This is a genomic window from Allomesorhizobium camelthorni, from assembly GCF_011045125.1.
Lineage (GTDB): Bacteria > Pseudomonadota > Alphaproteobacteria > Rhizobiales > Rhizobiaceae > Allomesorhizobium > Allomesorhizobium camelthorni.
The window spans coordinates 1-14492 of record NZ_JAAKZF010000056.1; the positions used below are offsets into that span (position 1 = coordinate 1).

At 59.6% G+C, this 14492-nt stretch carries 13 protein-coding genes, 1 tRNA gene and 4 pseudogenes; 10 read left to right on the forward strand and 8 right to left on the reverse strand.

The features are described from left to right. Positions 1-1015 precede the first annotated feature (1015 nt). The 3 genes from G6N73_RS26040 to G6N73_RS26050 all read left to right on the forward strand — a co-directional run bounded on the left by G6N73_RS26040 (position 1016) and on the right by G6N73_RS26050 (position 3578). The gene (locus tag G6N73_RS26040) at positions 1016-1702 is read left to right on the forward strand and encodes an antitoxin Xre/MbcA/ParS-like domain-containing protein (protein WP_165032884.1); all 687 of its coding nucleotides are present in this window, start codon (positions 1016-1018) and stop codon (positions 1700-1702) included. A 359-nt stretch (positions 1703-2061) separates the two neighbouring features. Then, entirely contained in the window at positions 2062-3195 is a 1134-nt protein-coding gene (locus G6N73_RS26045) for a porin (protein ID WP_165032885.1), read from the forward strand. A gap of 309 nt (positions 3196-3504) precedes the next feature. Continuing rightward, positions 3505-3578: transfer RNA gene (locus tag G6N73_RS26050), tRNA-Met, on the forward strand. A gap of 68 nt (positions 3579-3646) precedes the next feature. Here G6N73_RS26050 and G6N73_RS26055 read toward each other — a convergent pair. From G6N73_RS26055 to G6N73_RS26070, 4 genes are all read right to left on the reverse strand, one after another. After that, positions 3647-3898 (reverse strand): DNA -binding domain-containing protein, encoded by a 252-nt coding sequence (locus G6N73_RS26055; protein ID WP_165032886.1) that lies wholly within the window; start codon positions 3896-3898, stop codon positions 3647-3649. A gap of 44 nt (positions 3899-3942) precedes the next feature. Beyond that, positions 3943-4287, reverse strand: coding sequence for a hypothetical protein (locus tag G6N73_RS26060; protein WP_165032887.1), 345 nt, complete (start codon positions 4285-4287; stop codon positions 3943-3945). Further along, a complete protein-coding gene (locus G6N73_RS26065; protein WP_165032888.1) occupies positions 4284-4508 on the reverse strand; it encodes a hypothetical protein in 225 nt (74 codons plus the stop codon). The genes G6N73_RS26060 and G6N73_RS26065 overlap by 4 nt, the downstream gene beginning before the upstream one ends. Positions 4509-4842: 334 nt before the next feature. Next, positions 4843-5361 carry a hypothetical protein gene (locus G6N73_RS26070; RefSeq protein ID WP_165032889.1) on the reverse strand — a complete coding sequence of 173 codons (519 nt, stop codon included), beginning with the start codon at positions 5359-5361 and terminating at the stop codon, positions 4843-4845. Between the two features lie 452 nt (positions 5362-5813). On the opposite strand from G6N73_RS26070, the gene G6N73_RS26075 reads away from it, so the two are divergent. Genes G6N73_RS26075 through G6N73_RS26090 form a run of 4 tightly spaced genes read left to right on the forward strand, consistent with a single transcriptional unit; the run spans position 5814 to position 9876 of the window. Further along, entirely contained in the window at positions 5814-6311 is a 498-nt protein-coding gene (locus G6N73_RS26075) for a Csu type fimbrial protein (RefSeq protein ID WP_165032890.1), read from the forward strand. A gap of 10 nt (positions 6312-6321) precedes the next feature. Continuing rightward, positions 6322-7026 carry a fimbrial biogenesis chaperone gene (locus tag G6N73_RS26080; protein WP_165032891.1) on the forward strand — a complete coding sequence of 235 codons (705 nt, stop codon included), beginning with the start codon at positions 6322-6324 and terminating at the stop codon, positions 7024-7026. Further along, positions 7004-9433: a fimbria/pilus outer membrane usher protein gene (locus G6N73_RS26085; protein WP_165032892.1), complete on the forward strand. Its 2430-nt coding sequence runs from the start codon at positions 7004-7006 to the stop codon at positions 9431-9433. Before G6N73_RS26080 ends, G6N73_RS26085 begins: the two co-directional genes overlap by 23 nt. A 56-nt stretch (positions 9434-9489) precedes the next feature. Further along, positions 9490-9876 (forward strand): spore coat protein U domain-containing protein, encoded by a 387-nt coding sequence (locus G6N73_RS26090; RefSeq protein WP_165032893.1) that lies wholly within the window; start codon positions 9490-9492, stop codon positions 9874-9876. Here G6N73_RS26090 and G6N73_RS26095 read toward each other — a convergent pair. Further along, the gene (locus G6N73_RS26095; protein ID WP_165032894.1) at positions 9870-10025 is read right to left on the reverse strand and encodes a hypothetical protein; all 156 of its coding nucleotides are present in this window, start codon (positions 10023-10025) and stop codon (positions 9870-9872) included. The two genes, G6N73_RS26090 and G6N73_RS26095, sit on opposite strands and share 7 nt — an antisense overlap. Positions 10026-10512: 487 nt before the next feature. Continuing rightward, positions 10513-10946, reverse strand: a pseudogene (locus G6N73_RS26100) (transposase); the annotation flags it as partial. Positions 10947-10968: 22 nt separating this feature from the next. On the opposite strand from G6N73_RS26100, the pseudogene G6N73_RS26105 reads away from it, so the two are divergent. Continuing rightward, positions 10969-11215: pseudogene (locus G6N73_RS26105) on the forward strand (transposase); the annotation flags it as partial. Positions 11216-11550: 335 nt separating this feature from the next. On the opposite strand, the pseudogene G6N73_RS26110 reads toward G6N73_RS26105, so the two are convergent. After that, positions 11551-12768, reverse strand: a pseudogene (locus G6N73_RS26110) (IS110 family RNA-guided transposase). A gap of 265 nt (positions 12769-13033) precedes the next feature. On the opposite strand from G6N73_RS26110, the pseudogene G6N73_RS26115 reads away from it, so the two are divergent. Further along, positions 13034-13261 (forward strand): annotated as a pseudogene (locus G6N73_RS26115) (IS256 family transposase); the annotation flags it as partial. Here G6N73_RS26115 and G6N73_RS26120 read toward each other — a convergent pair. Next, positions 13180-13512 carry a PAS domain S-box protein gene (locus G6N73_RS26120; RefSeq protein ID WP_165032895.1) on the reverse strand — a complete coding sequence of 111 codons (333 nt, stop codon included), beginning with the start codon at positions 13510-13512 and terminating at the stop codon, positions 13180-13182. The pseudogene G6N73_RS26115 and the gene G6N73_RS26120 overlap by 82 nt on opposite strands. 458 nt (positions 13513-13970) lie before the next feature. On the opposite strand from G6N73_RS26120, the gene G6N73_RS26125 reads away from it, so the two are divergent. Then, entirely contained in the window at positions 13971-14483 is a 513-nt protein-coding gene (locus G6N73_RS26125) for a hypothetical protein (RefSeq protein ID WP_246252591.1), read from the forward strand. Positions 14484-14492: the final 9 nt, after the last annotated feature.

Below are 14492 nucleotides of genomic sequence, written 5' to 3' on the forward strand. Positions count from 1 at the left end.
AAGGCTGAGACGGTTCAAAAGCCCGAAAGGAGCACGTCAGATGGTGACCTTCTGGACGCTATTTCCATCCATAGTTCAGGCATGTTAAGAGATCGACACGGCGTGATGCGAGTTAAAAAGGGTAAAAATGATAACAGTCTTTGTCGACCAAACCATGCAACATGAGGAATACGCTGTTCACAAAGAATTTTTTACCTTTTTTTACTTTGGTGCGTTACGAGGACACTGCTAGATACCTGTGCTCCCGACGACGAGAAACAAAAAGATTCGATAGTCGTGGTGCAGCACACCGAAAGATCGAGATTGATTGTAGACCTCGTCCGAGAGATCGTGATTTTGCACTGCGGTGCCGTTGCCGCGGCGACAATGTTTCCACGTGGACCTAACTGTCGATGTCCAGTCGTGATCGCAGTTATTCGTGCCGCCATGCTTGTCGCCGGCCCTAGACAAGGAACGGATAGCCCCAAATGAGGCTGAGTGAATACGTAGAGTACGGTGCCACTGGTTTGGCCTCTCTCGTGAGGGCGGACGAAGTGACGCCCGTGGAATTTGACGCCGCTAGCTAGCTGCGGGGCGACGACGGCCCAAAACGGCAGCGCACTGTCGCACGCGATCTGGAAGAGGCGATACCGTGGATCCATCGGCGTGTTGCGCTGCAGGGGTCAGTCCGGACCGCTCTTTTGAAGCGTCCATTGCACGTCCAGCGTCGGATTGAACTTTTCCGCCTGGGGACCGTGCAATCGTAGCGGGCGCAGCCGTGGCTGCGTCAGGAATGGTCATCGCGGGAGGAGCGGCTCGCCCTGCGCAAGACGTCAAATGCCGGAGACCCTGAAAAGCTCGGTAGCGCAGTGTCGCCGCCTGCGAGGCTACAGATGTCGACCAGGCAGGAATCCTAGTTCGCTAAGCCTGCGAGTACGGAGTCGATTGCCACCCTAGGATCAATAATACCTAAAACTCAAATATTTCAAACCTCGTTCAGCAGCACGCAGACGCGCACGCCGTCGGGAAGCCAAACATGACTGGATCAAGTGATCTTGGAAACGAAATCCCGGCCGAGCTTTCAAGCTCGGTTTTGAAGGAGCTTCAGCGCGTTCTGGTTCACTACAATAAGGCGGCAAGGGAACGGAGTTCAATCTCGTCCTGCATTGAAGCTAAAGAAACTGCTGTTACTCGTCCACTTCCTCCTGCTGACGAATTAACCGCCTTGGCTTTCGAATTCGTCCACAGGTTCGCGGCCGAAGCAGCGCGACGCCTGGATGTTAATGCCCGGGAGGCGGCTTCGTCCACGGTTCAAGCCGCGGACGCGCCTGGCTCTGTGGTTCCAGAGGCGCAAAATCATCAAAGAGATGGCATGCGAATTGAAGACTGGGCGGGTCAGATTGCAGGACCAACACATCTGGAAAAGCACTTTGGGATACCGCGCTCCACATTGCATTGGTGGCAGCGGCACAACGATGTGATTGCGTTGCGAAAAGGCGCCCGCAAGCATGTGTTCCCCCTAGCTCAGTTCATCGATGGCAGGCCTACGCCGGGAATCCGGCAGGTGCTCGCCTCAATTTCCAATCCCAGACTAGCGTGGATGTGGTTGATCCGCCCGTCGCCTCTTCTCAATAGTCGCGTACCCATCGAAATGCTCAGAAAAGATTTGACTGAAGAAGTCGCATCGGCCGCACGAGCCTTTTCTCTAATAGCGCCCAGCTGACGGATCGGTGCGCCGGCACTCATTGCCCACGTCGACCAGCCATGAAGCATGTTGAGTTGTGATCCTAGCTCAGGTTGCAGGCGCTATAAGCAATGTACCAATTGTGCAGTTTGTTTAGCCTATTTGTATAGTTTGTACAGTTTGTACAACGAATACTAGGACGTTGTGACATAACTGCAACTGCTATATTAAATATGGCTAATCTAAGTCGGCTTTGTTCTTGAGTAAGTCATTATGCCTGATAACGTCCGGCTGTGAAGGGGAGCGCGACGCGCATCTTTTCGATCGTGGGGACAGGGGGAGGGGGTTTGTCCTTTGACATCTTCCCATTTTTTTAATCTTTTGAATGGAGATCAAGAATGAACATCAAGAGCCTTCTTCTCGGCTCAGCTGCGGCTCTCGTCGCAGTTTCCGGCGCACGCGCGGCCGATGCGGTCGTGATCGCTGAACCGGAGCCAATGGAATATGTGCGCGTCTGCGACGTGTACGGCACGGGCTTCTTCTACATTCCCGGCACCGAGACCTGCCTGCGCGTTGGCGGCTATCTCCGCTACGATATCGGCGTCGGCCTCGTCGGCCACCAGGACGTCTCCGACAAGGAAGACCTGTCGGACGGTGTCGTTGACACCAACGACACCTACTACAAGCGCGCCCGCTTCGAGCTGCGCGTCGACAGCCGTTCGGAAACCGAGCTCGGCACGCTGCGAACCTACGCTGCGATCGACTTCCAGTACACGACGAGCGCTCCGGGCGGCATCACCGATGCATCCGACGCTGTCGGCATACCGCATGCTTATATCGAACTCGGGGGCTTCCGCATCGGCAAGACCGACTCGCTGTTCTCGACCTTCACCGGCTATGCCGGCGGCGTCCTCTACGACGATTTTGTCAGCTATGGCCCATTCGGCACGCATCAGATCGCCTACACCTTCACCGGCGGCAGCGGCTTTTCGGCCGCGATCGCTCTTGAAGAAGGCGACGGTTCGTCTGGCGCTTCCGGCCTCGCCAACGAGTTCACGCTTGACAGCTATGTCCCGCACGTTGTCGGCGGTGTTGCCTGGACGCAGGGCTGGGGCGGCATCTCGGCCGTTGCTGGTTACGACGCCAACTGGGAAGAATGGGCCGGCAAGGTTCGCCTCGACGTGAAGGCGACCGAGCAGCTCGCTCTCTTCATCATGGGCGGCTACAAGTCGGGCGCGGATGACGACTTCCTCGGCGTCGCGGGCCTAGACCGTCCGAACTACTACGGCAGCTGGTCGGGCGACTATGCTGTCTGGGGCGGTGGTACCTTCACCGTTTCGGAACAGGCCAAGATCAACGTCCAGATTTCCTATGACGAAGATGAAACCTTCGCTGCCCTTGCGAACGTGAACTACACGCTCGTTCCGGGCCTCGTGATTACGCCTGAAATCTCGTATGTCGACAACCTCGACGACGATGACGATGACAGCGACGAGATCGGAGGCTTCCTCCGCTTCCAGCGCAATTTCTAGCGGAATGAAAAGCTGCATCCCAGCGGCCGCGGCATGTGATTGCGTCCGCTGGATTCGCCGCTCAGCCAGGATTGGCTGAGCGCAGATACAAAAAGAAGTGGCTTTTGGCGGCTCGTGAGAAATGCTTGATCCGGTGTGACCTCCCGGGGGCGAAGCGTGTCGCCGAAGCGAAGGGCGCCTTTAACCAGGGCGCCCTTCGTCCTGACTGATCTGCAAACTGATGGCAGCGGCCGCAATAACGAGATCGTTCGGATTCCAGCTTTCGGCGGCGCAGTAGGGGCAGACGTAGCTCACCGCCCTCGTGGCTTGGCGTGGGTAGAGCAGCCTGGTAGCTCGCCAGTCTCATAAGCTGGAGAGTCGGTGGTTCGAGTCCATTTCCCGCAACCAATACCGTTCCCTCCTGGCCTTCGGGGCGGGAGGGTCTTTTTTGTCCGGATTTCAGGCGCGATTGTCAGCTGGCGAACAATTCCTTGTAGCCAGTCGTTACCATCCAGTTCGCACGGTCGAGATGACTGCGAACAGCCTTCCGGGCGCGCTCCGGTTCGCGTGCCGGGTCGATGCCAAGGACAAGATGGGCCATTTCCTCTTCAGTGGCGTTGTCGGCGCAAGCATCGAGCAGCTGCATATAGGTCGTGAAATGTTCTTTGTCGTAAACCGTGAGGCCGTCCGACCACGGGACTTCTTCCTTGATTTCAGGCTTCATGACTAACTTTTGCCTCGGGCTGGGATGGTCTTTTTTTCCGGATTTCAGCCAACAGCCAGGGTGCGGAGCGCGACGCTGGTGGCCGCAGCGAGGGCGACCAGATTGGCGATCAAGGCGACCACGGTCAGGCGCAAGCAGCGCTGCTGGGAGCGGTAGACGTTTTCAAGGCGGGCCATGAGATCGTGTTCGGGATCGCGATAGTGGTCCCAGGGGCGGCTCATTGCTTCGTCTCCCGAACGATCTTTCCGCCTTCGATCCGGTATGGCTTCGGGTCGAAGGCAATCTTCACTGACGGAATACCCGCCAACGTCATTTGGTCGAGACCGCTGATATGCGCGCTCACCAATGTCGATATAGCGATCTTCGTCGAGTATGTATTTCTTTTTCACAGCCAGACCTCCACGATGACCGGATCGTCGCCCTCGCTGCGGGCGAGTGGCACAAGCCCCATTTCGGCAAGCTGGCCGCGCAGCATGTCGAGGTCCGGACATGACATGAAGGTGGCGGTCGGGGTTTGGCCTACGTACAGCCGCGCGACAAAGCTGTCCGGAAAATCCTTCGGATGGTCATAGACCGTCCAGATCGGCAGGCCTTCCTTTTTTGCGCTCATTGTGCGTGCGAGCCTCCTGTTATCCCCTCAAGCGAGGGCGGCGGCTGCACGCCGCCCTCGCCGTTTTCCTGCGGACTTTCGAGGACAACACCGCAGGAGAACCGATAGTCGCAGCTTCGTGCCTCAGTGCAGCGAGTCCGCATTCTTCAAACCTGCGCCGCGCCGCGATTTCTTGCAAGAAGGCCTGATCGGACCGAGGCGGCGAAAACGGCCAAGTTTTAGAGCGGATGCAGAACCCTGTGGCAGGTTAAATATTGGCCTCTGAACATTAAAGGGGCATCAGATATACGGTAGACAGATCGTCAGCGGGACCCCTTGGCGCGGATTTGCTCGGTTATGTCGCCGTAGATCGATTTTGGCCCATGACAGGTGAGAACCATGCGGCCATCAACTTCTGACTCGAAAAAGGGACGCCAATTAGCGCTCTGTCACGTATTTGCTGCTCGTCCGGGTCGAGATACCGCCTCCACAATCCGCCGCCGCTTGTGACTTGGTAGCTGTTTGGCCGCTTTTCAGGAGGCAGAAAGGCATCAAACTCAAGCAAATCACCTCGATCGGCTCTACGCTCGCGAGCCACGCCAGAGGCAAAGAGCGCCTGTATCTCAAGCAAAGTAGTATCCGCTACCACATCCGGCAGCGTGCGCATTCTCTCGGCAACAACTCCAATGATTGCGTCGTAATGCGGTAGAAATTGAGGCTCGGAAAGAAGCGCAACTCGCTTTTCGAGATTGAAGAACAGGGCCTTCGCTTTTAGCGAACCCACTACGTCGCCATAAAGTCTGAGAAAGCCAAGGTCCGGCCCGGATGGCTTGTTGAAAGGTGGCTCACAGTCTGTCGGTGAATTCCATGTCAATCTTCAGCTTCTGTGGCTGATCCGGCCTGTCCGTAATCTTGACCTTGCCCGCCACATCATAGGCACGAAAGCCGGCGCGTTCGATCCGCGGATTCGATGACCGATGACGAGGCGCTGGCCGAGCTGGTCAAGGCCAGATGGATGGTCGCGAGGTCAAGATCCCGAACGTCCGAAGCAGGAGAAGTCGTCAAAGGGGCAGCCCCTGACGCCGCGCCGCTCGGCGCGCCTGTCCACGGCCCTTTTCAGTACCAGAACGACAGCGACATCGCTAAGCATAGTGACAGCTGTGTGCGGGGTCATGCATCTGGTCTTGTTCGCCGTTAACCTTTTTTACTTTGCGATAACCGGCAGTTAAGCCGGCCCCTCAACACTGCCAGTGTCATGGGTATTCCATCCAATGACCAGCAGATGAAGATGCCGCCGGTCTATCCCGGCGTAGAGAGGGCCAGACAATGAGAAAACTTTGCTTGATCGCCGCTGCGTTTGCGGCGGCTTTGATGTCACAAACGGCGTTCGCCGCAACGACAACGACCACTTTCGGCGTTTCGGCAACGGTCGCGGCCACGTGCGTAATCAACTCCGCTTCCGCGCTCGCCTTCGGGACCGTCGGTGCGCTAGCGGCCAATGTCGATCAGACGAGCACGATTGATGTGAAATGCACCAACACGACGCCCTTCAACATCGGCCTCGGCGCGGGTACAGCAACTGGCGCGACGGTGACCACCAGAAAGATGACCGGGGCGGGCGCCTCACCGGCTACGCTGTCCTTCTCGCTCTACAGCGATACAGGCCGCACGACCAATTGGGGCAACACCGTCGCGACCGATACCGTTGCCAGCACGGGTACGGGTTCTTCCCAGACCTTTACCGTCTACGGGCGCATTCCGGTGCAAACGGCTCCGAAGCCGGACACGTACTCGGACACGATCACAGTAACGGTCACATACTAGGTCAACAGAAATGCGTCTGATTATCGCGACCATTTTTGCGGTGACGGCGGCGGCTTGGTCCGCCGCCGAAGCCGCTTCGCTCCGCGTTGCTCCTGTGGGTCTGGAACTGGTCGCACCGAGTGCTGCGGCCACCCTCTCTCTGAACAATGAGGAAAAGCGCCCCGTCAATGTGCAGATCCGCGTCTTTCGCTGGAGCCAAGTCAACGGCGTGGAACGGCTCGAGCCGACATCGGACGTCGTGGCGAGCCCGCCCGCCACGGTGCTGAAGGGAAAAAGCAAAATGCTCGTGCGCATCGCGCGCGTCTCGAAACGGCCGGTGTCGAAGGAAGAGAGCTATCGCGTGTTGATTGATCAGCTACCCGATCCGAGCCAGCGGGGCACTGCGTCGGTCTCGCTGGTGATGCGCTACTCGATCCCGGTATTCTTTTCGCCGCAGGATCAAGCTCCGCCAGCGCTTTCCTGGAACGTTCGGCGAAACGGCGGAAAGCTGGAGGTGACGGTTAGCAATTCCGGTGAGCGTCGGATTCGGCTCTCCGATCTCTTGCTCAAAAGCGGTTCCGGAAAGCCCTCCGTGCTGGGCAAGGGGCTGGTCGGCTACGTTCTGGCAGGATCAGTCAAGACTTGGTCCTTCGATTTCGGTCGCACTGCCCGAACGGTGACGCTAGAGGCTACAAGCGATCTCGGCCAAGTCGATGCCAAGGCAGCTGTACGCTAGCCGTGCGATCGTCATTCTGTCCGCAATCTTGCTTCTGCAGCCGGCCGGAGCGCAGGAATCTGGCAATGCCGATTCGGCGGAAGCGTCAGCCGTTGCGGCGGATCGCGATCTGTACCTGGAGGTGTTTATCAACGGCGAGCCCGCCGATCTGATTGGCTCCTTCCGGCAATACGCGGATGGCACGTTCGCCGCGACTCCGGAGGAACTGAGGGAGATCGGCATTGCCCCCGGCCTGCAGGCAGTGGGCGCCGACGGACTGGTTTCGCTCGACGACCTCGCCAGCACGAGTTTCGAATATGACGAAATGGCGCAAACGATCCGCTTCGCCGTCGAAGATTCGGCGCGCGCCGCCAAGGTTCTGAGCGCGAACTCGCAGAGCGGGGAAGAGGAGGACCATCCGCCCATAGAGGCCCGATGGGGCGGTGTTCTGAATTACTCGCTGTTTGCCGCCGCGGGTACTGACCTTGACCCCACGACAGATGCCGACGCGTTCAAGGGGTTTTCAGGTTCATTCGATGCTCGCCTCGTTAGCCCGCTCGGCGTGCTCTCCAATTCCTTTATAGGGCGGCTCGCACCTGATTCAGCGTATGGATCTACCCGGCTGGATACGACATGGTCCTATTCCGATCCGAAGCGGCTCGTTACCTACCGCGTCGGCGATATGGTTTCGGGAGGGCTGGGTTGGACACGGCCGGTTCGGTTAGCTGGCGCGCAGGTTCAGCGCAATTTCGGCCTTAGGTCCGACCTGGTTACGCTGCCACTCCCGACCTTCTCGGGCAGCGCTGCGGTACCGTCGACTTTGGAAATCTACACCCACAACATAAAAACCTATTCGGAGGAAGTGAAGGCTGGGCCGTTTACGGTGACGGACATTCCGATCGTCACCGGTCCCGGCACGGCCCAGATTGTGGTGCGCGATGCAGAGGGTCGCGAAAGAACCGAAGAGGTTCAGTTTTACGTCTCCTCGGATCTGCTGCGCCCTGGCCTCCTCGATTTTTCGGGAGAAGCCGGCTATCCGCGCCGGTCCTATGGAACAGAGTCCTTCGATTATTACGATTCCCCATTTGGCTCCTTCAGCTTGCGTTATGGACTTCTCGACTGGTTGACTGCGGAAGCCCACCTCGAAGGTGGCGAGGCCCTCGTCAATGGCGGCGCTGGCGCCAGTGTGGGTTTGGACAGCTGGGGCGTTGCATCTGCCGCCTTGGCAGCCAGCCACGCCGAGGGCGCGGTCGGGGCACAGGCGAGCGCATCTGTAGAATTGGATTTCCGTCACTTTTCGCTGTTCGGCCGCGTTCAACGTACATTCGGAGATTATCAGGACATCGCTTCTGTAACGGCCCTCATGGAGGAGAGCGAGGATAGCAGCCTGGATCCACGGCCGCCCAAGGATGTGAAACAGGTTGCCATTAGCATTCCTTTGAAGTTCGACCCAACATCGCTGCGCTTCAGCTATACTGAACTGACTGACGCCGAAGGAGAAAGCCGGCGCATAGGGAGCTTCTCCCTCGGCCGGCCACTGCCCGGCGGCGCCTCTGTCCATGCCAGCGCCTTTGCCGATCTCGAGAGTGACGATCGCTTCGGTGCCTTCATCGGCTTTTCGATGCCTCTCGGCGGGGGAATGATGGCGTCTTCGGGAGCAACCAGGGAGGCAGACGGCTATGTGGGCTATGCAGAGATCGCGAAGACAGGATCGCTGGAGCCCGGCAGCGTCGGCTGGCGCCTCAGGGCCTCGAAGAGCGACAATTTGAGAGCAGCGGCTGCAGCGAGCTACCGCTCTTCCGTCGGACGCATCAAGGCTGAGGTTGACAAGGGAGAGAATGGTGTGCGCGCTTCAGCGGAGCTGGAAGGCGCCATTGCGGTTGCGGGTGGCGGGATTTTTGTCACAAATCGCATCGATGATGCCTTCGCAGTTGTTGATGCGGGTGCGCCCGGTGTCGACGTACTTTATGAGAACCGGCTGGCGGGCAAGACTGGTCAACAGGGCCGCTTCATAATTCCAAATTTACGATCCTTTGAGCCGAACAGCATTTCTATTGATCCCAAAAGCCTTCCGGTAGATGCCCAGATTGCCGCCACCTCCCATGTCGCTGTGCCGGCGGAGCGGGCCGCTGTGGTGGTGGATTTCGGCATTTCCACGACGACACCAGCTGCACTGGTCAGCTTCCGCGACGAGAGTGGAGACCCGCTGGCGGTCGGATCAGTCCTGCGTACCGAAGCTGCGGGCGAGGAGGTCGTGATCGGCTATGACGGAGAAGGCTATCTCCAGAACCTGGCTGGCGAAAACCGCGTGACAATCACAAAACCCGATGGTGGTGTATGCCACGCGACGTTCGCCTATGAACGGCGGCCGGGTGAGCAGACCCGCATCGCAGATGTCATCTGCATGTCAATGGAGGAGGCTACGTGAGAAACATACTTTTCTGGCTTTTTCTGATTCTGGCTTCAGCCGCCGCTGGAGAAAGCGTGGCTCAGACTAGCTGCTCTGTTTCGGCCACCGGCGTGAGCTTCGGCACCATTGGAATTCTCGACACTGCCGTTGACACCACCGGCGATCTTGCCGTGACGTGTACGTCGGGAGCGAGTTACACGGTCGGTCTCAACGGGGGCCTGGCAAACGCCCAGCCGACAGCGCGGCTGTTGGCCGACGGCGCCGCCACCATAACCTACGGGCTCTACAAGGACTCTGCCCGGAGCCAGCCTTGGGGGGACGAGACCGTTTCAAATGGCACGCAGTCCGGTACCGGGTCTGGGCAGGCGCAATCCTTCACCATCTATGGACGTATTCCTGCGCAAATGTCCCCGATACCGGGAGTCTATGGTGACACGATCACGGTGACTGTTACCTATTGATCGCCCATGTGGTGCATCAGATCGAGCGCGGCGTTGATGTCAAGCTGGATGACCTCTGACAATTCAAGAAGTTCAATTAGATCAATACCATATGTGCCGTCTTCGACCTCCGAAATGAGTGCCGAATTCCACCCCGTGGCTCGCGCCATTCCGCTGCTGTCGGATTAAGCTGGCGAGCAGTCGGTACTTTTTTATTGTCCTTGAGTTGGGGCAGCAACGCATCGTGCGATGAAGTTGTCCAACCCTGCGGCGCCCCTGATTTGTCCGGCCGTTCTGCAGCAATTTGTGTCGCGTCAGAACTTCCGAACGAACCAGCCGGACGCGCGTAGGCCTTGCCAAGCTGCGGGCGGGAAATCTCTTGCCACTGCCAATTCCTCGCAGTGTTCCTGTTCCTATCAGGCTTTCGCGGAACGTTCGGTGGTGGATACTCCGCCTGTTGTTGCTGGGCCTGCACGGGCCAAGCTACGCCGGCCTGCATCCCATGTAGCCACCACAGCTCTACTGCTACAAAAACCAGGAGAAGGACAGCAGCGCGCCCATCGCGCCGCTTTTTGTTTCCCGCTCTAACTGTTGCGGGGATCGCTTGTGTGCGGTTGTGTGCGTCAAGTTCTGTAAAATGGGCGGCCATGATGCTGGTCATGCGGCTGCTTTGAGCATGATCTTCTTGTGTTCCTTCAGGTCCTCCATGTTGATGTAGCGGTTGGCCTCGAGCCAGTTCTCGTGCGTCTCGACGGCAAGCGCCCGCACCAGGCGAAGGCAGCTCGCCGTATTTTGGAAAGATGCGCACGACATAGGTGCCGCGCCTGATCTCCTCGCTCCAGCATGTTCGTGCTCTTCATGTGCTTGTGGTGCGGGCGCGGCGGCCGATAGAAGGTCAGCGTCTCCTCGATCGTTTCCTCGACCCAGTCGGTGAGCTTCGGGTACTTGCCCTGCCATTTGCCCAGCCACTGGGCGAGATCGGCACGTGCCTCGGCGAGATCGCGGCGATCGTAGATCCAGCGTAGCTCCTGCAGGCAGTCGTCGTCGGCCTTGCGCGGCAGATGGTCGAGCGCATTCCTTAGAAAGTGAACCTTATGCCGATGTCGGCATAAGGTTCACAAGACCGCCAACGTTCTCAACAAGGTGCCGAACTCGGTGCAGGCCGGCATGAAAGCGGACCTACGCGAGATCTTTTCTGCCCCGAACCGGGCCTCAGCCGAGACGGCGGTCGCCGTCTTCGCCGAGAAATATGGCGCGAAATACCCCAAGGCGGTCGACTGCGTGACGAAGGACCAGGCTGCTTTGCTGGCGTTCTACGATTTCCCCGCCGAGCACTGGGATCACCTGCGCACCTCGGATGAGATCGACAAGCGTTATTTTGTGACGAGCCCTAACACCTCCCCGAGTATGTTCTTTGGTTCGACCGCGTCGCTGGTGTTCTTCCGTCCCGACCGCCCCATTTCACAGCCGCCGCGCGCAGGGGCGGTCAAGGCTGGCCGCGTTTTACGCGGCCACCGCAAGGCTTGGGTCTTGACCGACCCGAGTACGGCGGCATGCTCCGACGGATCGGGGGGTGCAAGGTGCACCGAGGGCTGGCGCAACTGGAAATACCCGACGCAGTCAGCTATTGTCGTCGTGCGCGGGCGACCTCGTGGCGAAGCGTGGTGCATCGGCTGAAAGCGCCGCCGGGCCGCCTTATTCGAGCCTTGCCGGACTGAGGCGCCCGCGCGCCCTTTCCTTTGGCGGGCGCGGGCGCCAAGCCTCGATGAAGTGTTCGTAACCCTTCTGCGCCTGCTCGGCGACACGCATCTCCTGGTTCCGAAGTTCCTTGACATTGTAAGCATAGGTCGGACCGCGGCGGTTGCCTTTCTTCTGCGGTTTGCCGGCCTGCAGCTCCATGCTGCGCATCTTGTGGGCGACCAGACTGGATCGCGCCCAGAGGTAGTCCTCTTGCTTCGTCAGCATATGCCAGACGAGCACCGTCAGCTTGCGCGCCACGGCGACGGCGGCAACCTGATGGCCGCGCCTGGCCCGGATGCGGACAAAGAACGCATGGAGCGGTCCCGGCGTCTTGGCGGCCGCCCAGGCGGCTTCCACCAGCATCGCGCGGGCATGGCTGCGTCCGACCTTGCTGATCCGCCCGTGATGGGCAGCACCGACCCGACTGGCGCACGCGTGGGTTCAGGCCGAAATAGCTCACCAGCTTTTGCGGGCTGAAAAACGGCCGATGTCACCGACAGCCGCCACTAGCCCGGCGGCCACCGCGAGATTGACGCCAGTGATTGTGAGCAGCCGTTTGATCGCCGCATCGTCGAGCGCGCTCTCGGCAATCTCCCGGTCAAGCACGCGGAGATCGTCACCCAGCCTGTCCAGTTCTCGGATATGGCGTTGGATTGCGGCGCGCTCGTCATCTGGCACCGGCTGACGGGTGAGCCAGGCACGACCGAGGCGCCCGAACAGGTCGGCATGGGGGCACCGCGGAATCAGATGGGCGTAGAGGATCGAATGCACCTCGTTCTTGATCCGGGTCCGATGCCGCACGACCTGGTAGCGCCGCGCGACCAGCCTGCGCATTCGCTCGGTGGCGGCATCCGGTGTCCAGATCTCCGGCAGGTAGCCGGCTGCGTACAAGCTGGCCAGCGTGCCGGCGTCGATCTTGTCGGTCTTCACGTGAGCGTGCGCGATCGCTTTGACCTGCAGCGGGTTGGCGATCACCACCCGCTTCACGAATAGCGCCAGCACCCGCGACACCGCCATGCAGTTGCCCGTGGCCTCGATGACCACCTCATCGGTGGCCAAAAGAGTTCTGCCGAAGCCTTCCAGCGCCGTTCGCGTCATGTCGACCCGGCCCACATGCCGCAGCCGACCGTCTTCCCAAATCACCACCTCGCCAAAGGTGCGGTGGGTGTCGATTCCGATTACACGTCGCATTCCTCTGTCTCCTCTCGATCAGTCAGAGGGGAGCGGCGGGCGACACGACAACTACGGATTCGCGCTCACGGCGCAACCGGGCGAGTCGCAGAGGCGGCCAGCTACTAACACGAGCTCGCAGCTCATCGTGTGCATCGGCCTGCCCGCACCTTCGTGCTCCCGGTGCCTCTGTCCCGGATGGTCGCACCATACGCCGCGCATCAGAAAAGCGTAGCCGGACATCGGCACCAAGAATCTCATACCGGTTACCAATCCCATCGAGAGCGTCTTTGCGACCGTCCGCCACCGCACGGTGCGCACCAAGGACTCGCTGTCGTCGAAAACCGCCAGGCTGATGGTCTTCAAGCTGGTCATGGCCGCCGCCAAGACGTGGCGACGACTGAACGGACAAAATCAGTTGCCGAAACTCATCGCAGGTGCCAAGTTCCAGGATGGAATCGAGTTCATTGAACTGAAGCCGCACAGCGCCGCTTGATCAGCCTCGTCACCCAAATTCCAGCATAGCTCTTGCTCGACGGCCAAGCGATGGGTGATGTCAGTGTTGACGGCCAAAATGGAGCGCGGATTGTCCTGGTCGTCTCGCAGGAGCGAGCAACGGGCCTCCACAACCAGGCTGGTTCCATCCTTGCGTCGATGGTTGAGCGCGCCGCTCCACTCCCCCTCGCGCAATACCTTTGCATTAACAGCATCAAGGCTCGATGTATCGCTGTAAAGCAACTGCTCCAAGGGCAGACCGACACGCCTCGTGTGCGTGCCAGCCGCCCATGACCTTTACAGGTTACGCGCTGAGGTGAAGCTAAAGAAACCCCCGTGCCTGACGTCGCGTCGGCCGGGGGTTTTGCCATTAAGCGTTACCCCTTTCAATTCCATGTTTGAAGCCTATCGAGGCGAGCGATTTGCGCAGGACGCTCCCTGACCGACAGCGGCGGAACGGCCGTCGCTTCGAAATCGGTTGACGCCGCGCCATACGTTCACTATTCGTTCGCTCCGTCATGGAAACAGCTGCGCTCCTCATACGCTGATCGTTCCGTCCCCGCCTTGGTCGCGGGAAGTTCGAACGCGTCCGCAGGAGTCGCACCTTGCTCACCCTCACAGATTTAGACAGCTTGCTCGCCGCAGCGCGCGCCGCAGCCGGGAACAGGCATTTCAGCCCCCGCGGGACGGTCCGATGCGCCGGCTCTCCCATGTTCAGGAACCAACGCGCCCGCGATCTCGCATGCCTCTTGGACCTCGATCCAACGGTGCGCGAGTGGTCATGCCTTCCGCTGGTCCTGCGTTCCGGCGACGTGGGCCATGTTCCGGATTTCTTGGTCGTCCGAGGGGAGGGCGCGTGTCTCGTCGATGCGGTGGAAACCGTTGAGGACCCGTCGACACATTGGATTGAAGGCGAAGCCCTGCGCCATGACTGCACGTACGAACGCGTAGCCGCGCACGAAATCAAGGCAGGGGCCAGATTGGCCAACGCGAGGGACCTCCTGCGTTATGCCCGTTGGCAATGTCCGCTTGGCGACCGCGTCCGTCTGCTTGCTGCCCTTGAAGAGCAAGGCTCCATGGCTGTTGCTGAGTGCATGCCTGCCTTTCGGGAGACGCCGCCGATAGCCGGACTGTCGTCGCTGATCCTGCATCGCTTCGTGGAGATCGATCTCGACGAGGCCCGGATCGGCCCCGAAACCCAAGTCCGGCGCTGCCGCGACTGAACCCGGTTC